Origin of the sequence: Alcaligenes parafaecalis (genome assembly GCF_026344135.1) — a bacterium.
Taxonomy (GTDB): Bacteria; Pseudomonadota; Gammaproteobacteria; order Burkholderiales; family Burkholderiaceae_B; genus Alcaligenes; species Alcaligenes parafaecalis.
Genome location: NZ_JAPKNA010000004.1, coordinates 246,601 through 265,464, shown reverse-complemented (window position 1 = coordinate 265,464; position 18,864 = coordinate 246,601). Strand labels below are relative to the sequence as shown.

General features: G+C 56.3%; 16 protein-coding genes and 1 riboswitch. Of the genes, 11 read left to right on the top strand and 5 right to left on the bottom strand.

From position 1 onward, the window contains the following. The first annotated feature begins 68 nt into the window (after positions 1 to 68). Positions 69 to 147: riboswitch (SAM riboswitch) on the top strand. The 4 genes from metX to OSH09_RS14125 all read left to right on the top strand — a co-directional run bounded on the left by metX (position 137) and on the right by OSH09_RS14125 (position 3,877). Next, entirely contained in the window at positions 137 to 1,381 is a 1,245-nt protein-coding gene (gene metX, locus OSH09_RS14140; protein ID WP_266121328.1) for a homoserine O-succinyltransferase MetX, read from the top strand. (Overlaps the previous riboswitch by 11 nt.) Continuing rightward, positions 1,378 to 2,004 (top strand): methionine biosynthesis protein MetW, encoded by a 627-nt coding sequence (metW, locus tag OSH09_RS14135; RefSeq protein ID WP_266121327.1) that lies wholly within the window; start codon positions 1,378 to 1,380, stop codon positions 2,002 to 2,004. The genes metX and metW overlap by 4 nt, the downstream gene beginning before the upstream one ends. 17 nt (positions 2,005 to 2,021) lie before the next feature. After that, complete coding sequence (locus OSH09_RS14130; protein WP_266121326.1) at positions 2,022 to 3,251, top strand: muropeptide transporter; 1,230 nt, start codon at positions 2,022 to 2,024, stop codon at positions 3,249 to 3,251. Between the two features lie 8 nt (positions 3,252 to 3,259). Continuing rightward, positions 3,260 to 3,877: a trimeric intracellular cation channel family protein gene (locus OSH09_RS14125; RefSeq protein ID WP_207873078.1), complete on the top strand. Its 618-nt coding sequence runs from the start codon at positions 3,260 to 3,262 to the stop codon at positions 3,875 to 3,877. Positions 3,878 to 3,900: 23 nt separating this feature from the next. On the opposite strand, the gene OSH09_RS14120 is transcribed toward OSH09_RS14125, so the two are convergent. From OSH09_RS14120 to OSH09_RS14105, 4 genes are all read right to left on the bottom strand, one after another. Next, positions 3,901 to 4,635 carry an LrgB family protein gene (locus OSH09_RS14120; protein ID WP_207873079.1) on the bottom strand — a complete coding sequence of 245 codons (735 nt, stop codon included), beginning with the start codon at positions 4,633 to 4,635 and terminating at the stop codon, positions 3,901 to 3,903. Next, a complete protein-coding gene (locus OSH09_RS14115) occupies positions 4,635 to 4,985 on the bottom strand; it encodes a CidA/LrgA family protein (RefSeq protein WP_207873080.1) in 351 nt (116 codons plus the stop codon). Before OSH09_RS14115 ends, OSH09_RS14120 begins: the two co-directional genes overlap by 1 nt. A 145-nt stretch (positions 4,986 to 5,130) precedes the next feature. Next, positions 5,131 to 5,625, bottom strand: coding sequence for a RidA family protein (locus OSH09_RS14110; protein WP_207873081.1), 495 nt, complete (start codon positions 5,623 to 5,625; stop codon positions 5,131 to 5,133). A gap of 92 nt (positions 5,626 to 5,717) precedes the next feature. Then, a complete protein-coding gene (locus tag OSH09_RS14105) occupies positions 5,718 to 6,095 on the bottom strand; it encodes a RidA family protein (protein WP_094195448.1) in 378 nt (125 codons plus the stop codon). A gap of 117 nt (positions 6,096 to 6,212) precedes the next feature. Here OSH09_RS14105 and OSH09_RS14100 point away from each other — a divergent pair, with 117 nt between their 5' ends. The 7 genes from OSH09_RS14100 (at position 6,213) to OSH09_RS14070 (ending at position 18,100) form a co-directional block, all read left to right on the top strand. Beyond that, a complete protein-coding gene (locus OSH09_RS14100; protein ID WP_266121325.1) occupies positions 6,213 to 7,094 on the top strand; it encodes an ATP adenylyltransferase family protein in 882 nt (293 codons plus the stop codon). Positions 7,095 to 7,425: 331 nt separating this feature from the next. Further along, positions 7,426 to 8,205: a response regulator transcription factor gene (locus OSH09_RS14095; RefSeq protein WP_266121324.1), complete on the top strand. Its 780-nt coding sequence runs from the start codon at positions 7,426 to 7,428 to the stop codon at positions 8,203 to 8,205. Positions 8,206 to 8,481: 276 nt separating this feature from the next. Continuing rightward, the gene (locus OSH09_RS14090; protein ID WP_266121323.1) at positions 8,482 to 14,178 is read left to right on the top strand and encodes a YadA-like family protein; all 5,697 of its coding nucleotides are present in this window, start codon (positions 8,482 to 8,484) and stop codon (positions 14,176 to 14,178) included. Positions 14,179 to 14,294: 116 nt separating this feature from the next. Further along, positions 14,295 to 14,873, top strand: a complete 579-nt coding sequence (locus tag OSH09_RS14085; RefSeq protein ID WP_266121322.1) for a SecDF P1 head subdomain-containing protein — start codon at positions 14,295 to 14,297, stop codon at positions 14,871 to 14,873. A gap of 43 nt (positions 14,874 to 14,916) precedes the next feature. Further along, positions 14,917 to 15,714, top strand: coding sequence for a winged helix-turn-helix domain-containing protein (locus OSH09_RS14080; RefSeq protein WP_266121321.1), 798 nt, complete (start codon positions 14,917 to 14,919; stop codon positions 15,712 to 15,714). A 526-nt stretch (positions 15,715 to 16,240) separates the two neighbouring features. After that, complete coding sequence (locus tag OSH09_RS14075) at positions 16,241 to 17,944, top strand: sodium:solute symporter family protein (RefSeq protein WP_266121320.1); 1,704 nt, start codon at positions 16,241 to 16,243, stop codon at positions 17,942 to 17,944. A gap of 33 nt (positions 17,945 to 17,977) precedes the next feature. After that, on the top strand, positions 17,978 to 18,100 hold the full coding sequence (locus tag OSH09_RS14070) for a putative transporter small subunit (RefSeq protein ID WP_221080497.1): 123 nt from the start codon (positions 17,978 to 17,980) through the stop codon (positions 18,098 to 18,100). Positions 18,101 to 18,203: 103 nt separating this feature from the next. Here the strand turns inward: OSH09_RS14070 and OSH09_RS14065 are convergent, their stop codons facing one another. Then, entirely contained in the window at positions 18,204 to 18,863 is a 660-nt protein-coding gene (locus tag OSH09_RS14065) for a LysE family translocator (protein ID WP_323178767.1), read from the bottom strand. Between the last annotated feature and the right edge of the window lies 1 nt (position 18,864).

The following is an 18,864-nucleotide window of genomic DNA, read 5'->3' as shown; positions in this document are numbered from 1 at the left end:
CAGAGTTCTGAATCGATCCCGGCTGGTCGATTTGGACGCCGCGCCGCAGCGATGCTAGAATTTTGTCTTATACGTTTTGCGCCGATTTGCCTGATCCGCTTGCGGGCGCTCCATAAATCCAGCTAAAGAGGTCCTGATGGCCACTGATTCCGTCCCTAGCGCCAACGCTGGCGCCCTTAGCCCATCCTGCGGATTGATCCCCGAAGGTTCCGTGGGCCCTGTACATGCCGAACTTATCGCCTTTGACGAACCCCTGCACCTGCGCAGCGGGCAAGTGCTGCCCAGCTACGAGCTGGCAGTCGAAACCTACGGCACCCTGAACGAAGAACGCAGCAATGCGGTGCTAGTGTGTCATGCACTGAACGCCTCGCATCACGTTGCCGGTTATTACGACGACGATCCCAAAAGCATAGGCTGGTGGGACAATATGGTCGGCCCGGGCAAAGCCGTTGATACGGATCGCTTTTTTGTGATTGGCGTCAATAATATTGGCTCCTGCTTTGGCTCTACCGGCCCGTCCAGTACCAATCCTGCTACTGGCAAGCCCTGGGGCTCCGAGTTTCCTGTTCTGACGGTGGAAGACTGGGTTCGCGCCCAGGCCCGTTTGGCGGACTACTTCGGCATCCGCAAGTTTGCTGCCGTTATGGGTGGTTCTTTAGGTGGCATGCAGGCCTTGAGCTGGGCCATTAGCTGCCCGGAGCGCGTGGAAAACTGCGTGGTTATTGCCAGCACACCGCGCCTGTCTGCCCAGAACATTGCTTTTAACGAAGTGGCCCGTAGCGCCATTTTGTCTGACCCGCAGTTTCACGGCGGTAATTATTACGAGCACGGTGTAGTGCCCAAAGCTGGTCTGGGCGTTGCCCGCATGGTGGGTCACATCACCTACTTGTCCGATACCGTCATGGCCGAAAAATTTGGCCGTAACCAGCGTGCGCCTGCTCAAGGCGGCGAATACCACTACAACTACGGTGTGGAATTCGAGGTCGAATCCTATTTGCGTTATCAAGGCGAGAAGTTTTCGCGTTATTTTGACGCCAATACTTATCTGATCATTACGCGGGCGCTGGATTATTTTGACCCTTCGCGTCAGTTTCAGGGTGACCTGGTCAAGGCGCTGGAAAAAGTGCTGGCCAAGTTCCTGCTGGTGTCTTTCACCACGGACTGGCGTTTCTCGCCCGAGCGTTCGCGTGAGATTGTGCAGGCCTTGCTGCGCAATCAGCGTCAGGTGACCTACGCCGAAATCGATGCACCACATGGTCATGATGCCTTCTTGCTGGAAGACCCGCGTTACCACGCCGTTGTGCAGGGATACTATGACCAGATCGCCGCTAATTTGGGCTTGCCCGCGCGTACGCGCACTACAGGGGTGTTGGCAGAATGACTAAGCTGCAGACTCAGGTGGATCCCGCCATGTTAAGACCGGACTTGCTGCGTATTGCGCAATGGATTGAGCCAGGTTCGCGAGTGCTGGATCTGGGCTGTAACGATGGCACCTTGCTGGCGCATCTGCGTGATACGCACCAGGTCGTCGGAACGGGTGTCGAACTGAATGATCAGTTCGTGATTGCCTCGGTGCGCCGTGGCGTCAACGTGATCCAGCAGGACTTGGAAAAAGGGCTGGCGCTGTTCAGCGACCAGCAGTTTGATACCGTCGTCCTGTCCAAGACATTGCAGTCCATGCACCATACCGAGCACATTCTGCGCGAGATGGCCCGGGTGGCGCGGTATGGTATCGTCTCGTTTCCTAACTTCGGTTATTGGCCGCATGGCTGGAGCATTTTGCGCGGACGCATGCCGGTAACCGGCGAAATGCCTTACCAGTGGTACAACACGCCCAACATCCATTTGTGCACCATGAAAGACTTTCAGGATCTGGCCCAGGCTGTGGGTGTTCGTATTCTGGATAGTGCAGCCTTCAATGGCAGCAGCACGGTGCGCTTTTTGCGGGGTTGGCGCAGTACTTTGGCCATGTATCGTTTTGAATCCCCTCATCTTGCTGCTTAGCGCTAATAAGGCCTGACGTGTCCCGTGTCTATACCAGTCCCCGAGTCTTGCCTTTGCTGATTCTGGGGTTCGCCAGTGGCCTGCCTCTGGCCCTGGTTTCAGGCACGTTGCAGGCCTGGGCAACGGTTGAAAATATATCGTTGACCGAGATCGGGTTTCTAACCCTGGTCGGCTCGGCCTACACACTCAAGTTTCTCTGGGCTCCCTTGATTGACCGCTACGCGCCGCCTTTCATGGGACGCAGGCGCGGCTGGATACTAGTTACCCAATTATTGTTGGCGGCGTCTATTGCGGCCATGGGTCTGTTTTCCCCTTCCGTAAATCTGACGGCGCTGGCCTTGCTGGCGGTGTGGGTGGCCTTCTTGTCGGCCACGCAGGACATAGCCTTCGATGCCTATTGCACGGATGTGCTGCAGGCGCACGAGCGGGCCGCGGGGGCCGCAGTCAAGGTGATGGGTTATCGCATTGCCATGATTGTGTCCGGTGGCCTGGCTCTGATTCTGGCTGACCGCTGGCTGGGTTGGTCTAATACCTATTTCTTGATGGGCGGGTTCATGGCGCTGTGTGCGCTGGTAACCTTGATTTCTCCGGACCCGCAAGAACAAAGCCGCCCGCCGCGCAGTTTGTCTGAAGCTGTGGTCGCGCCTTTGGCGGATTTTTTCTCCCGTCCCGGTGCCTGGAGCATCCTGGCGCTGATCGTGCTCTACAAGTTGGGCGACGCCTTTGCCGGAGCTTTGTCCACCACCTTCCTGATTCGGGCCGCCGGTTTCACCCTGTCTGAAGTTGGCACGATCAATAAGGTGTTTGGTTTGGCGGCCACGGTGGTCGGCGCCTTGATGGGCGGGGCAATCATGGCTCGCCTGGGGCTTTACCGAGCCTTGATGATTTTCGGTATTTTGCAGGCTGTCTCCAACCTGGGCTATTGGTTGATCGCGATTGAGCCCGCGCCCTCCATGTGGCTGATGGGTTTTGTGGTCGGTCTGGAAAACCTGTGTGGTGGCCTGGGTACAGCGGCGTTTGTCGCGCTGTTGATGGCTTTGTGTAATCGGACCTATTCGGCCACTCAATTTGCACTGTTGTCGGCCTTGTCGGCCGTGGGGCGCACCTATTTGGCAGGGCCCTTGACGCCAGTGCTGGTGGAGTCTTTGGGCTGGCCGGGTTTCTTTATTTGTACCGTCTTTATCGCTGTGCCTGGCTTGCTGATGCTGCGTTGCTATCGAAGTCTTATTCAACAGCTTGATGCTTAAAAAATATCATGCTCTTACTTATTCTCTACATTATTGCCATTACTGCCGAGGCCATGACCGCCGCTTTAGCTGCCGGTCGCCGTGATATGGACTGGGTGGGGGTGTGCACCATTGCCTGTGTCACCGCCCTGGGTGGTGGCTCCGTGCGGGACGTGCTTTTAGGGCATTACCCGCTGACTTGGGTTCAACATCCAGAATATCTGTGGATTACCGCTGGAGCAGCGATTCTGACGGCGTTGATCGCGCCTATCATGCGGCGTCTGCACAGCCTGTTCCTGTTGCTGGATGCGATGGGTTTGGTGGTCTTTACCGTTATTGGCTGTCAGATCGCTCTGGAAATGAAGCTGCCGATTACCGTGGTTCTGCTGAGCGGCATGATTACCGGCTGTGCAGGCGGCGTCTTGCGTGACATCTTGTGTAATGACATCCCCTTGTTATTGCGCAAGGAGATGTACGCCAGCGTGTCCATGCTGACCGGCGCTCTGTATCTTGGTGCTCAGCATCTGGATTGGCACCCTTATGTGACCCTGCTGGGCCCCATGATTATTGGTTTGAGCTTCCGTATGCTGGCTCTGCACCGCAATTGGCAGATGCCCCGCTTCGTCTACCGTGACGAGTGGCGCTAGAGCCAGCTTTCCTGCTTATAGCCTCAGGCTACGCCCAACCAGCGCAACACAATGGGCACGAAGGGCACCAATACGGCTGTCATGATGCCGTTCAGGCTCAGACCAATCGCAGAGAACGCGCCAATGGTTTCATGAACCTGCAAGGCGCGGGCGGTGCCAATAGCGTGTGCTGTCACGCCCACTGCAAAGCCCCGGGCCTCAGGGCGATCAATACGCAGCAGATTCAATAGCGGGCGCGCCATGATGGTGCCTGCAATCCCGGTAATAGCAACGGCTACGGCAGCCAAAGAAGGCTGTCCACCGAACTGTTCCGCCAAGGCCATGGCAATAGGCATGGTGGCTGAACGCGGGGCGACGGACATAATGGTTTCTGCCGAACCACCCAAGGCCCAGGCAATCAATACCGTGCTGAAAATAGCGGTGACCGAGCCAATCAGCAAGGCAATGGTCAGAGGCTTCCAGATCTTGCGCAGTTGACGTAACTGGCTATAGAGCGGCACGGCCAGGGCCACTGTTGCCGGGCCAATCAGAAAGTGGATGAATTTTGCACCCTCAAAATAGACGGGGTAGGGCGTGCGTGTTAACAGGAGCAAAGCCACAATGGCAATGACCGAAACCAGAATAGGCAGCAGAAAGGGGCTGCTGCCGGATTTGCGGTAAAGCCACACTGAGCCTGCATAGATTGAGCAGGTTAGGGTCAGCCATAGCAGGGGCGAGCTGGACAGAAAGACCCAGATTTGAAAAAGTCCGTCCGTCATTATTCTTCTTCCTGGCGGTTTTTAAGCAGACGATTCAGTACCACAGCCGTGACCACCATGGTGATGACGGTGCCGCCCAGAGTGGCGATCAAAAAGGGCTGCCATTCATCGGCGACCCGATCAAAATACAACATCACTCCGGCAACTGCCGGTATGAACAGCAACATCAGGTTCTGTAACATGACGCTGGCGGTGCTCTCCAGGGAGGCAGGTACGCCACCACGAATAAACAGGGCAGCGGCCAGCAGCAACATGCCAGCCAAGGGGCCCGGCAGTGGCAGAGACAGCGTCTGCACCAGGATTTCGCCTAGTAACTGAAAGGCGAACAGGGCGGTAATCGCGTAGATCATGAGATTTTCCGTAAAGGCACGAAAACGCCAGGCGGTAAGCCTGGCGCGGGTAAAGGGTCTGGCCAAGGGTGCTAGTGTGCCATACAAGGCAGCCGGACTGTAAGCGGGCTGCTTATATCGAATTAGCTATAGTAAGTGCCCTGTATCAGTGTTTGGCGGGGCTAGTTTTAGCGCCCATCCAGGCCTGGAATTCGATTTCAACATCCACACCGCCAGCCAATTTGGCCTGCACTAGAGAACGGGTCGGGAAGTTGCTGCCCAAGCGTTCTTTATAGGTTTTGTTGAACTGGTCGTACAAGGCAATATCGGACAGATAGACCGTCGCTTTGACGACATGGCTGAGGTCGGCACCGGCCAGTTTCAGCGTCTCTTCAATCCGGTCTAGCGTGGCATTGGTCTGGTCTTCAATACTGCCACGCACAATCTCGCCCTTTTCGTTCAGCGGGATTTGCCCGGACAGGAACAGAAAGTCCCCGGCCTGCACGGCGCGGGAAAAGGGCATGTCTGAATCGCCCAGATAGCGTTTGATCGCAGTCGGTTCTGCGGTCTTGCCGGGGTCTGCCGCGTAGGCACTGCTGATGCCCAGGCCTAATACAGAACAAGCCAGCAAGATGGGACGGGCCGAAGCAAGTAAACGCATCAGAACTCTCCTTGGATGAGGTGAATTCAGTGTGCCATAGCTATGGCAGGGTCGCGTTAATTTGTGTGACGGCCCGTCGGCCTTAAGGCTGCTTAGGCGCGATCGCCCAGCCAGGCCTGCACTTCGATTTCGACGTCAACGCTTTTGGCCAGCTTGGCTTCAACCAGCGAGCGGGTAGGCAGGGTGTCGCCAAAACGCTCGGCGTAGACTTTGTTGAAGTCGGCAAAGAGCGCCATATCGGACAGCCAGACAGTGGCTTTGACCACATCAGCCAGGGTAGCGTCAGCCAGAGCCAGGCCTTCGATCAGGCGGTCAAACACGGCGTGGGTCTGGTCCTGGATGGAACCGCGCACCACTTCGCCTTGGGCGTCGTAAGGAATCTGGCCGGACAAGAACAGAAAGCCGCCAGCCATGGTTGCACGCGAGAAGGGCAGTGGCAGTGGGCTGGCAATACGGCGGATACCGGACATGGAGTACTCCTGATAGGGATGGTGGAAAATTCGGACTAGGCAGCAATGCGCGTTTATTCGCGTCTCTTGCCTACAATAAGGCGTCACTATACAACTTCAAATGAGGAGCGAGACGACGTGAGCAAGGAAATTTTGCAACGCCTGGACCAACTGAGCCAGGCTGCGCTGGCCAGCGGTGATTTGTTGCCCGTGCAAGCTCAGGAAGAGCTGATGCAGGATCAGGGACTGACATTTTTCGTGCGTTGGGTGTCCACTCTGGCGGCTAAGGATGCGGCCAGCGTCTCGATTCCAGGCGGGCCGCGTGATCCCAACTTCAACCCCTTTCTGCCACCGGCCCCGGCGCTGACGGTGGACGATGCCAGCGGCACACACAATATTGTGCTGAACAAGTTTGCGGTCTGTGATTTGCATCTGGTACTGGCCGATAAGGTCTTTTCCGAACAGCTCAGCCCCTTGCGCGATATCGATTTTCGAATTCTGGCTGACTTTCTGGCTGTGCAGGGTGGCCTGGGCTTTTATAACGGTGGTGGCCCGGCCGGAGCCAGCCAGCGCCACAAACATACACAATGGATTCCCCAGGCAGACACCAATGGTTCGCTGGCCTTGTATCTGGACAAGCTCCCGGCCCAGGCCGCTGCGGGCAGTGTGCATAAACACCCAGCGCTGGCCTTTGAGCATTGCTTTGTGCGTTTGCAGGATACGAATGACCCAGAAGCATTAAACGTCAGTCTTTTGAGCTCTTACCGTATAGCCTGCAATGAATTGGGCCTGGTGCCTGCAGAAGATGACTTGCTGCCACCACACAATATGTTGGTGGGGCAGGGCTGGTTGTTATTGGTGCCCCGCAGTATGGAATTGGTCGACGGTATTTCGGTTAATGCACTCTCGTATGCAGGCTGCATTTATGTCCGTACCCCCGAGCAAATCGACCTGGTACGTCAAATTGGTCCTTTGGGTGTTCTGGCGCGGGCGGGCTATGCCAACGCGCCTAATCCTTAAGTTCTGACCCGGCTCAACATGATCAACCCCGCTGCTGCGGGGTTTTTATTTGTGTACTTGGGTATTGTTTTGATTCCTAATTTACCGATTAGAAACAAAAGACAAATAATTGAATTTAATGAAGCCTGGTTTTCGCTTCATTGCAGTTTTGGGCAGCATTTAATAGGTTTTAAAAGAAATGATCTGAAATAATGTAACTTTTGCTGTGGAAATAAATGGAAATATGGGGTGTCAGAAAAATAGAGCCTTAATGTATAAGCAATTTTAATTATTAGAATTACCGTCAGCTTGGAACAACACAAACTTGTCTGTCTCCAAAGGTGGATTGCTTATGTGTGTCTCGTCTGAAGCTCATATTCTGGTTATTGCGCCAGAACCGGCTGGAGTAGCGGATTTACTGGTTTTATTACGTACTAGTTTTGCTCGTATTAGCTTTGCTTTGGATGCCCAGCAGGGCCTGGCACGATGCCAGTCCTTACAACCTGATTTTGTCTTGAGTGAATACAACCTGCCTCGTTTGCGGGGCGATACGTTCATGCGCATGTTGCGTGCCAATCCACAAACCGCCGCTATCCCGGTGGTGTTCTTGTCGGCCATTCCGTGTGCCGATAGTCAGTTGATGGCCCTGCGAAGTGGAGCTCGCGATTTCATTGCGTCCCAAACCAATGTGCAATTAGTGATGGAACGAATTCGCCTGCATCTGGGTTTGAGGGAGATTGAGAAAAATGCTGAAAATATAAGCAAAAACAACGCTATGACTGGTTTTGCGGCACCGCCACCGCAGCACCATCTGGTTGATGCGGTGCAGCAGCACGTAAAAGACAATCTGTCGGATTGCTTGACGGCCGAAAGCTTGGCGGAGATGTTTGGTACCACTGGACGCCGCCTGAACGAGCTCTTTAAAGGGAGCTGCGGCTTGACCGTGCACGATTTCGTGCGCTCCAGTCGCATGCGTTACGCCATGCAGTTGCTGCGGCAAACCGATATGGCCGTAACCCATGTGGCGGTCGAATCCGGGTACGTGAATCCAGCCAATTTTGCCACGGCATTTCGTCAGTACAGCGGCTTGTCGCCGTCGGTTTATCGACAGCGTAACGGTACTAATATTTAAAACAAAATTGAAATAAATAATTTATTAATTATGTTGTTTTGCAGTGATTCAAACGGCTTCTGTAGAAATTCAAAAGTAATTATTAAAAAACGGTAAGAAAATAAAACCATCCGAATAGGGATGAGGGTTCGGTAAGACTTTCCTGAACAACAAATTCAAATTATCGCCATGACGGGGCGAGGGGATTTGTTGCGCCTGAAAACTCTGTTACGTCAGCGCGAGACGGAGGTGTTTTAGGAAGGCTTATGGCTAATTTCTTTTGTAAGAGAAGAGATCATGAACAGAATCTATAAGTCGGTTTGGAATGAGCAGACTGCAACATTTGTGGCGGTTGCGGAAAACACCAAAGCTCGCGGTAAGCGCAGCTCCGGCGGCGCTAGCGCCAGCCAGGATGTGCTGGAGTGGGTGCAGGGATTGCGCCTGCGTACCGTCGCCTTGGCCTTACTTGCTGCGGGTGTATTGACACAACCTGCCATGGCGCAGATTACTGATGGCTGGGAGTTGATCGTGGACGGTGCGACTCCTTTTCATGTCATCCCGGGTGGCGCTTTTTCCTTAAGCTCTGGCAGCAATATCGCTCTGACACAAACGGATGGGGCTGTATCTGTTGCTCTGAATCCTGATCTCAACGTGGACTCCGTGACGGCCTCAGGCCTGGTCAAAGGAGCCAGTGGCGAATTTACTGGTCAACTGACGGCAGGGAGTGTGTCCGCCGGGGCAGGTACGTTTACGGGTACCTTGACGGCGCCCAGCGCCATCATTGATGGAAATATGGCGGCTAAATCGGCCACGGTGGTCGGTTCTGTCACTTCAGGTGGCGTCAACACGGTTAGCCTGGTGGCTACTGGCAATAGCAGCCTGCGTGCTGTCAACGTGAATAACAACAAGATCACGGGGCTGGCGGATGCCGCTGTGAATGCCACCAGCACTGAGGCCGTCTCGGGCAAAGTCTTGTATGGCGTCTTGAACTCGGGCGATGGCGTCAAATATTTCCACACCAAGTCCACCAAGGCGGATTCGATCGCCAGCGGAACAGATTCCACGGCGATTGGGCCACAAGCGGCGGCGGCAGGCGAAGCAGCACTTGCGGCTGGTTTGGAGTCGGCCGCCGCGGGTAAGGAAGCAATTGCTCTGGGAGCGCGTGCTGGCAAAGACAATACCGTGGAAAACGGCATTGCGATTGGTAGTGACGCCGGCACCGCCAGCAAAGGCAGCGATTTGATTGCCATGGGCAACAGTGCGGGCCAGCGTCTGGAGGGCAAGAATAATCTGGCTATCGGTAATGGGGCGGGCAGTGCAGTGGACCCCTTGGAGGTCGATGACACGATTGCTATCGGCAACCAGGCGATTGCCAAGGCTTCCGGTGCGATTGCCTTGGGAACCAGCGCAGATGTGGGCCTGCTGGCCGAAAACTCGGTCGCTATTGGTCAAGGCACGACGATTTGGCAAGACGCGAAATCATCCACGGTGGTGGGCTCCGGAGCAACCTCCATGTCCGCCTCGGGGACCGCATTGGGTGCGGGCGCTCATAGCTCGGGCGGCAGTTCGACGGCTGTCGGTAGTGGTGCGTCGGCCACGGGGAGCCTTGCTTTTGCCGGTGGAGCAGGTGCCCAGGCACATGGCATCAAATCGGTCGCCATTGGTACGGGAGCCCTGAGCAATACGGAGTCCGGAGTGTCGATTGGTGAAGGGGCCGGTGTGAACGCGGGGACCCCGGTTATTGGCAATCGCTTTGGTCAGGTCGCTGTTGGTGGCGAAGCGGGCCGGGGTGTGCTGGGTGGCTATAACGTCGCGCTGGGCTACAAGTCGGGTGGCGATATTACGGGCGACGATACGGTGTCCATCGGTCGTGAGGCTGGCAGCCGTGTCGTGGGAGATAACACAGTCAGTATCGGTTACGGGGCGAATAATCTGCCAGGTGAGACGGGCTCTGGTACGCCGGTCGCCCCACCTGTCCACGCCTCCAATGCTGTGGCGGTGGGTGACCGTTCTCGTTCAGGTGCCACCGGTTCCGTTGCCATGGGTTCGATGGCTACTGTGGTGGACTATGACATCGGCGGTATTGCGATCGGCAATAAAGCCTTGGTCTACGCAGGCACATCGACCAAGGCGGCTGCTGGCGGAATTGCTTTGGGTGATCAGGCACGCGTCACGCATGCAAATAGTGTGGCGATTGGTGCCAATGCTCATTCGGTTGAAACGACGGGCCTGGGTTATGGCGCGCCCACTGGGGCGTATTTGGCCTCATCCAGTGTGTCGTTTGGTACCGTCGATGCCCAGCGTCGCTTGAGCAATGTGGCAGCGGGTCGACTGGATACGGATGCGGTTAACGTCAGTCAGTTGAAAGTGCTGCATACCAATCTGGAATCCATTGTGGGTGGCAACCTGAAGTGGGATAGCGACGGGGTGATTACGGGCCCGTCCTTTGTCATCAAAGATGAAAATGGCGCGGACCATACCTATACCTCGATTGGTTCTGCCTTTGAGGCCATGCGTACCGGGGTAGCCGGGATGATCGGCGGACTGTCCGCCGTCACCTATTCCAATGCGGATCGCACCTTGATTGATCTGGACAGCAGCACCGGTGCCCCGGTTCGCATTACCAACCTGGCAGCAGGGGTGGATGTGGATGATGCGGTCACCAAAGGTCAGTTGGATGGTCTGGAGTCCACACTGATCGCCAATCGCCAACGCTACGTCAGCGTGAACTCGACCGAGAACCCGAATGTCAACAATAACGGCGCAACCGGGAACGATGCGATTGCCATCGGTGCGGTCGCGCGTGCTTCTGGTGTGGGTGGAACGGCCATTGGCTTGAACTCCTCCGCCGGTGGTTTGCAACAGGCTGACTACACCACGTCGTTAGGCTCCCATACCGAGGCTTCGGCTCTGGGCGCGACGGTGGTGGGTAGTGGTTCCTCAGCCGAGTCGGAAAGCTCCATGGCTTTGGGTCATGGGGCTAGTGTGGCTGATACCGCTAACTTCTCCACAGCCATTGGTTACAAGGCTGAAGTGAAGGGGGATGGCCAGAACCAAACCCGTGGTGCGATTGCTTTCGGTGAACGTGCTCGTGTCACCCAGGAAGGCGGTATTGCATTCGGACGTAATGCTTACGACCAAGCGATAAATGGCGTATCGATTGGCACTAACTCCAGTGTGGCTCGGGGTGCGTCCCAGAGTGTGGCGCTGGGTAGTGGTTCTACTGTATCGGGTGCTCAGTCTGTCGCTTTGGGCTATCAGGCCTTTGTGGCAGGCAGCAACTCCCTGGCCCTGGGTGAAGGCAGCAAGACCCGAGCCAGCAACTCCGTTGGTGCCGGTTCCGGGGTTGAGGCCGATGGTTATCGCTCTATCGCCGTGGGTGACAAGGCCAAGGCAGGCTGGATCGAGGAAAAAACAGGCCCCAATGGCTTGATCGAATACATCATGCATGGTGAAGGGGCGATGAGCGTGGGTTCAGGCTCCAACGCCAAAGAGAATGGTGGCCTGGCGCTGGGCTTCAAGGCTATTTCCGAAGCGCTGGATGCCTCCGCTTTGGGCACCAACGCTCAGGCTCTGGCGGCCGGGGCACAGGTCTGGGGTAAGGATGCTCGGGGTTCTGCCGAGAAGTCAATTGCCGTCGGTCAGGGCGCCATTGCCAATGAGACGGCCGTCCAAGGCCTGGCTCTGGGGGCTGGAGCAACGGTGTCGGCTGCCGGTGCGGTGGCTTTGGGGGCAGGTTCGACCACGAATGCGGCCTATACCACCTCGACCGCTCGTTATACCGGCACGGTGAATCAGGAAGCCACGCAAGGGGTGGTGTCGGTGGGTAGCGGCGCAGACAAACGCCGTATTACCAATCTGGCTGGTGGTCAGGATCCCAATGATGCCGTCAACGTGGCGCAATTGGTCAAGCTGGATCAGGATCTGACGGCCTTGGGCACCAACTACAGTGGTAATAACTTCAGCAGCAGCAACAGCAATACAGCGATTCACAAGAATCTGGGACAACGCGTGGAGATCCTTGGTGGGGCGACCACCGCTGGTAATTACAGCGGCGCCAACCTGCGTACCCAGGTTCTGAATGGTCAGTTGCAGGTTCAGATAGCCGAGACCCCGTTCTTCAAGGGGGCTGATATGGGCAGCCAGAAGATCACCAATGTGGCTAAAGGGACGACCGGCACTGATGCGGTGAACCTGAGCCAGTTGACCGAGGCCGAGGGTGGCCTGATCACCAAGGGTATGAGTTTTGCTGCACAAACAGGCACGGCAGTACATCGGGATCTGGGCCAGACGGTAACGATCAAGGGCAGCAATGCCAACTTGGCGACGTCCACCGTGGGTAGCGATACGGTGCAGATTGCCTTGAATGACGAGCTGGATTTGACCAGCGTCACAACGGGCGACACCGAGATGACAACGGCGGGTGTGAAGGTCAAGGGCGCGACTGGGAAACCGGATGTGGTTCTGGGCAATACGGGTCTGACCATCGGACAGGTCAATCTGACCAATGCCGGTCTGACTGCTTTCAATGTGGTGATTAACGACCAGGGTATTAATGCCGGTGCACAGAAGATCACGAATGTAGCGAAAGGGGTTGACCCGACGGATGCCGTGAACGTCAGCCAGCTTGAAGGCCGTGATGAGGGGCTGACCGCCAAAGGCATGAACTTCGCGGGTAGCGCAGGCACGACGGTGCATCGCGATCTGGGGGAAACGCTGAAGATTGTGGGCAGCAATAACAATCTGAGCACCACCGGCGATGGCACCGATACTTTGAGCATTGCCTTGAATGACGACCTGGAACTCAAGAGCGTGACGGTGAAAGGCACGGGCGGCGCTCCTGATGTCGTCATGAACAATATCGGCTTTGCTATCGGGACGAACATTGCCTTGAGCAATGCCGGACTGCGCGCGGGCAACGTGGTGGTATCGGCAACCGACAATGACATCACCGGCTTGAGCAACCGTACCCTGACGGGGGCCAACTTCGGCAAGAGCGGCCGTGCCGCAACCGAGGAGCAGTTGGATCTGGTGCGAGGTGAAACCCAGAATCTGGTAGATCGTGCCGTCAAGTACGACCTTAATCCAGATCAGTCGGTTAACTACGGCAAGGTCACCATGGCCGGAACCGAGTCTACCGACGGCGGCCGCACGGGTGGCACCGGAATCACCAATGTGGCGCGTGGTGACATTTCCGCCACCAGTACCGATGCTGTCAATGGCAGCCAGATTCACGATATGGGCGAAAGTATTGCCAGCGGCATGGGAGGTGGCTCCAAGTTCGAGAATGGCAAGCTGGTTACGGAGTTGAACGTAGGTGATAAAACCTACAACAATGTGAACGATGCCTTGGGTGGCTTGAATACCAAGGTAGAGAACGTGACCGAGCTGGCCAGCGCGGGCTGGAACATCCAGACCAATGGTGACACGGCCAGCAATGTGGCCCCCAAGGCGACGGTGCAGTTCCTCAATGGGGACAATATAGAAATCTCGCGCTCTGGTACGGACGTGAAGGTCGCCCTGGCACAGGACATCAAGGTCAACAGCGTAGTGGCCAAGTCCGTAACGACCAATGAGGTGCAAATTGTGGATGGCCCAACCTTGAATAAACAGGGCATCGACATGCACGACAAAACCATCAGCAACCTGGCCGATGGGCAGGCGCCACAGGATGCGGTCAACGTTCGTCAGTTGAGCCAGGCCACGTCCAACATCACCAACCAGTTCAATAACCTGGATCGCCGTATCAACAAGGTGGAGAACCGGGCAAGTGCGGGTGTGGCGGCTGCGATGGCAACTGCAGGCTTGCCGCAAGCCTATATCCCTGGCAAGAGCATGTTCGCCGTGGCCGGTGGTGTATGGCGCGGTGAAAGTGGTTACGCCATGGGCCTATCCACCATTACGGATAGCGGTAGCTGGGTGTTGAAAGGCACGGTCGCGGGTTCGTCCCGTGGCGATTACGGTGGCTCGGTCGGCGTGGGCTATCAATGGTAACGAAGTGACGGGAGAGGGTCGCGAGCATAGGCGCGCGGCCCTTTGGGGCCGGACAGAGACCGGCTTCGCAACAGGGGTCTGGCGCTTGCGGGCGCAGGCCAGGGCGGAGAGTGAATATGGTGATCAAGCGTAGTCAAACCGGGCAGCTTGCACGCACATCGGCAATAGCCATGCTGCTGCTTTTTCTGGCTGGGTGCCAGACCACCGCTGCGGGAGGAAAGGCACAGGCGGCAGACTTGAGCCCGCCTGCGCTGGCCAGCAATTACGAGCGGGAAGGTGATGATGGTACGCGCAGTTTTCTGGCTTCTCAGACACAGCGCGCGGTAGTGGCTCCCCAAGTGGATTTCTATGTGGGTTTGCCTCAGCCCGTAGCGGGTTTAGTGCAAGTGGAAGGGCCTCAGGGACCGCTGTGGCTGTATCCCCAAGTCATTGTGCAGCGCAGCGATCTGACGCGTGTTGCGACCTTGCGTACCGAGCAGGGGGGGCACCTTGTACGCTTTCAATTGAATTCTTTGGGGGCGCGTAAGTTGGCCGAGGTCAGCTCTGGTAATGTGGGAGCCTTGCTTGTTTTGGTCATGGAAGATCAGGTGGCGCAGGTCGCCCGGATCGGGGAGCCTTTACAGCAAGGGATGATTTATCTGTCCATGCCTGACGACGCAGCAGCACAGCGTTTGTTGAGGCGGGTCCAAGGTTAAAAAAAACATAAAGTGCCTTAGTGGGCCAGCAAGGGTGAGGACTATGACGGTTGAACAGATTTTTCTGTTGTATGACGACAAGGCCAGTTTGCAGCAGATCGCTTTGGAGTCTGAGCAGTGGGGGGTACGGGTTCAGACGGTCGAGACGATGGAAAAGTGCTTGTCCCAGGCGCATGCCTGCGGGGCCGAGATGGTGTTTTCCTTGTTGTGTCAGGCAGACAATGTGTTTTTGCATATCAATCGTTTGCGCATCGATTTTCCCGCGGCAGGCGTGATCGTTGTGCGGCGCGACAAAGTGGCCGGTCTGGAGCGTGGCCATTTTCTGCTGGCCGGTGCTGACGCCTGCTTTGACCAGGAGGCCTTGCCGGTCGAGGTGGTGGCTTGCGTACAGGCCTTGCGACGGCGTGGTTATGCCTTGCGACACAGCCTGCGCAGCCCGGACACAGCGCAAGCAAAACCGGCCTCTGCCGTTCAGAAACACGAGCTGGAGCCCGAGTCCCAGCTCTGGGATTTGATGGAAAACGGCTGGACCATGAGCACGCCCAAGGGCCATTCGGTGATGTTGACCCGTGGCGAGCGGCGTATTGTCCAGGTTCTGTTTGCCGTCAGCCCGCAAACGGTGGAACGAGACCGCCTGTTTCCGCTGGAAGAAGGGCGCGATGCGACTGCCCGTTCCGTGGACGTTTTGATCAGCCGCTTGAAACGCAAATTAAGTGCAATGGGCGAGGAGCTACCGATCCGCTCCGTGCGTGGGGAAGGCTACGCCTTTGTGGGCAAAGTGCCCCTGGCGTGTCAGGAGCTGGCACGCGTGAGCTTAAGCAATGACGAGGTCTACGACTGATCTGGAAAGGGCTGAAAAGCCCTTTCTCGATGCTGAAACAGCATGATATAGACCCTTAAATTTTAAATATGTATAATTGACCCCTCTGGTTCCTTGAATCAGCGTCTCGAACAGGCCGTTCAGGTGCGACAAAATTGCATAAAAAATGGCGGTCCGTTCTTCAACAGGTTGTTGCACAACAACCCGGCTTTTTAGTCCGAAACACCTTGCCCGACCCTTGGGTCGCGGAACAACCAGCCGACTGTCTCCCATGACATCGGCCTGCAACAGAGCGGCTTGTCTCTGGCCATGTTTATTTGCTGTAAGGCCCGCAGACTCTCCGTAATGTGAGGCACTTTGCGCTGTGTCTTGCTTTTTCTCGCTTTGGCGTTGCCAAGGGCGGGGGCGTTCGTGCGCGCGTTCGGTTTAGGTGCTTCGGTTCTGATCCTGGGATCGGTGCCGCCCAGCGCGTTACTGCGGAATTGGCACGCATGCGCAGGATGACCTCGTAGCACAGGGGCGTCGCGCAGAAGAGAAAGGGAAAGACATGCAAGAGGCGGAGTTTTTTACGCTTTCAACCACAACGGCCATATTGTTGTTGGTCGGCTTTTATGGCGCGACATTCCTGATGTCGCTCATGATTGGTCAGAAAAAAGAAAACGTGGACGGATACATGGTGTCCAACAGTGCGGTGGGGTTTGGCCTGTCAGCGGCCAGCATGATCGCCACCTGGGTATGGGCCGCGTCGTTTTATGCCAGCGCGACCTCGGGTTTCAAATACGGGCTATCCGGTCCCCTGCATTACGGACTATGGGGGGCCTTGATGATTCTGTTCATCTACCCCTTTGGGCGGCGCTTCCGCAAGCTGGCACCCCAGGCACATACTTTGGCCGAAGTGCTGCATGCCCGGCACGGTTCGTCCAGCCAGATGATCATGGCGATTTCCAACGTGGTGGGTAGTTGTATCAGCCTGATGGTGAACTTCACTGCCGCAGGTGCTTTGGTATCGATTCTTAGCCCTCTGAGCTTTATTCAAGGTGTGCTGATTGCCGGTCTGGGTGTGCTGTCCTATACCTTATGGTCGGGCTTTCGTGCCTCGGTAATGACAGACTTTGCCCAACTGGTTGCCATGATTCTGTCGGCCGTGGTCATTATCCCGCTGATCTTCTTTAACGCGGGCGGGCCCGAGATGGTACAGGCCAACTGGTGGCGTCTGGACTCCGAGCAAGCCAACTTCTATTCGACCAAAGCGATTCTGGAGCAAGGTGCGCCTTACTTTGTGGCGGTGCTGGCTTATGCCATTGGTAATCAGACCATTGCCCAGCGCCTGTTCGCGGTGCGAGAGGACTTGATCAAACCCACTTTCCTGACCGCCACGATTGGCTATGGTGCCGTGGTGATTGGTCTGGGCATGCTGGGTCTGCTGGCCTTGTTCACTGGCCTGGAGCCGGTGGATGGGAATATGAACAACATCATCCCGCAGATGGCCTCGACCTATTTGCCACCGTTTGGTATCGCCTTGTTCTTCATCCTGGTGGTGGGCTCCTTGTCCTCCACGGCGGACTCGGATCTGGCGGCCTTGTCGGCCATCATGATGACTGACATCTACGCCAAGAACATTGCCCGTGGTCGTCCAAAACCTGCCCGCATGTTGTGGTGGGGCCGTATCACCATGGTGGTTGCCACGATGGTGGGGGTGATCTTCGCCAGCCTGCGTCTGGATATTCTGGTGATGCTGGTGTTTGTGGGCGCACTGTGGGGGGCGATTGTGTTCCCGGTGATCGTCAGCTTCTACTGGGACCGCGTCACCAACAAGGCCTTTAGCTGGTCGGTTCTGTGCGCCGTGGTGCTGTTCACGATTGTTCGCTTTGAGCTGATTCCTATTGAGGGTGTGGTTGCCGTGTTCTACGAGATCACCGCTTCGATTGGTGGGGGCGTAGTTGCTGGTTTGATGGCGTTTGCGTTCTTCCGCAGCCGTATTGCGATTGCAGTTGGAGTCATTGCCACAGCGATTCTGTTGCCCAACTTCATCGGCTTCTTGCGTGAGTACATTGTGTTGTTGGGTTCCTTGACCGCTTACGGTGTCAGCGCTGTGGTGTGTGTGGCCATCAGCTTGCGTAGCCAGGAGCGTTTTGATTTCTCTTTGCTGGCCGAGCGCGTGCAGTCGTTTCACTACGACGACACGCCAGCGTCGAGCAAGCAGAAGGCTCGCGAGTCACAACAAGGCGAAGCTGCCTCGGCTCGTGCTTGAGTGCATGAGAGAAGACGTTAAAAGGAGAACACTATGCTTATGACGATTTACTTCCTGGTCTGGCCGGTAATGTCGGCCATCATCTTGATCTTGCTGGTTGGCAATCTGATCCGTGACTGGCGCAGAGCACGCAAGACAGGCGAGTCCATGATCTAAATGTAAAAGTCCCGCCCTGTTTTGCAGGGTGGGACTTTTTGTGATGCTGGGGCATCGCCAAGGATCTGATCAAACAAAGTCTTGGCGCTGTGCAGGTTCAGGCTTAGAGCAGGATGCGTTGTCCGGCATGAACAAGCAAACGCAGCGAGAAGCCCAGCAGCAGTACCCCCGTCACGCGTTCAAACCAGGTTCCCATACGCAAAAATCGTTGACGCACGCCGGGATTGGTAAAGATCAGGCTGACCACAATAAACCAGCCCGCATTGACCAGACACATCCACACGCCATAGAGCATTTGGGTCGTCAGTGGTGTGCTGGCGCTGACAACTGTGGTGAACACGGCCAGGAAGAACAACGTGGCCTTGGGATTGGTGGCATTGGTCATGAAGCCTAGCGTCAGGGACTGGCGCACACTGACGGCAGCAGGCTTGCCATTCCCGGATTCGGCCAGGCTTATTTCCATCGGTGTGCTGGCCTGTCGTAAAAAACCCCAGCCTATGTACAGCAAGTAAGCACCGCCCAGGACTTCAGCCACACTCATCAACCAGGGGGTGGAGTGGAGCAGGGCACCGACGCCCATCAAGGTGTAGATCACATGCACGGAGATCCCGGCACCAATGCCAATGGCAGTGGCAATACCGGCCTGACGGCCAAGCCGCACACTTTGGCGGATGGTGACAGCGAAATCAGGTCCGGGGGCAATAACGGCCAAAAAATGAATCAAAGCCAGAGTAGCGAACTCGGGCCAATAGGTTTGCAACACA

Coding starts and splice junctions, on each gene's coding strand:
- OSH09_RS14070 (WP_221080497.1), top strand. CDS start 17,978: ATGCTTATGACGATTTACTTCCTGGTCTGGCCGGTAATGTCGGCCATC.
- OSH09_RS14110 (WP_207873081.1), bottom strand. CDS start 5,625: ATGCGTTTACTTGCTTCGGCCCGTCCCATCTTGCTGGCTTGTTCTGTA.
- OSH09_RS14120 (WP_207873079.1), bottom strand. CDS start 4,635: ATGACGGACGGACTTTTTCAAATCTGGGTCTTTCTGTCCAGCTCGCCC.
- metW (WP_266121327.1), top strand. CDS start 1,378: ATGACTAAGCTGCAGACTCAGGTGGATCCCGCCATGTTAAGACCGGAC.
- OSH09_RS14075 (WP_266121320.1), top strand. CDS start 16,241: ATGCAAGAGGCGGAGTTTTTTACGCTTTCAACCACAACGGCCATATTG.
- OSH09_RS14095 (WP_266121324.1), top strand. CDS start 7,426: ATGTGTGTCTCGTCTGAAGCTCATATTCTGGTTATTGCGCCAGAACCG.
- OSH09_RS14080 (WP_266121321.1), top strand. CDS start 14,917: ATGACGGTTGAACAGATTTTTCTGTTGTATGACGACAAGGCCAGTTTG.
- OSH09_RS14125 (WP_207873078.1), top strand. CDS start 3,260: ATGCTCTTACTTATTCTCTACATTATTGCCATTACTGCCGAGGCCATG.
- metX (WP_266121328.1), top strand. CDS start 137: ATGGCCACTGATTCCGTCCCTAGCGCCAACGCTGGCGCCCTTAGCCCA.
- OSH09_RS14115 (WP_207873080.1), bottom strand. CDS start 4,985: ATGATCTACGCGATTACCGCCCTGTTCGCCTTTCAGTTACTAGGCGAA.
- OSH09_RS14090 (WP_266121323.1), top strand. CDS start 8,482: ATGAACAGAATCTATAAGTCGGTTTGGAATGAGCAGACTGCAACATTT.
- OSH09_RS14085 (WP_266121322.1), top strand. CDS start 14,295: ATGGTGATCAAGCGTAGTCAAACCGGGCAGCTTGCACGCACATCGGCA.
- OSH09_RS14105 (WP_094195448.1), bottom strand. CDS start 6,095: ATGTCCGGTATCCGCCGTATTGCCAGCCCACTGCCACTGCCCTTCTCG.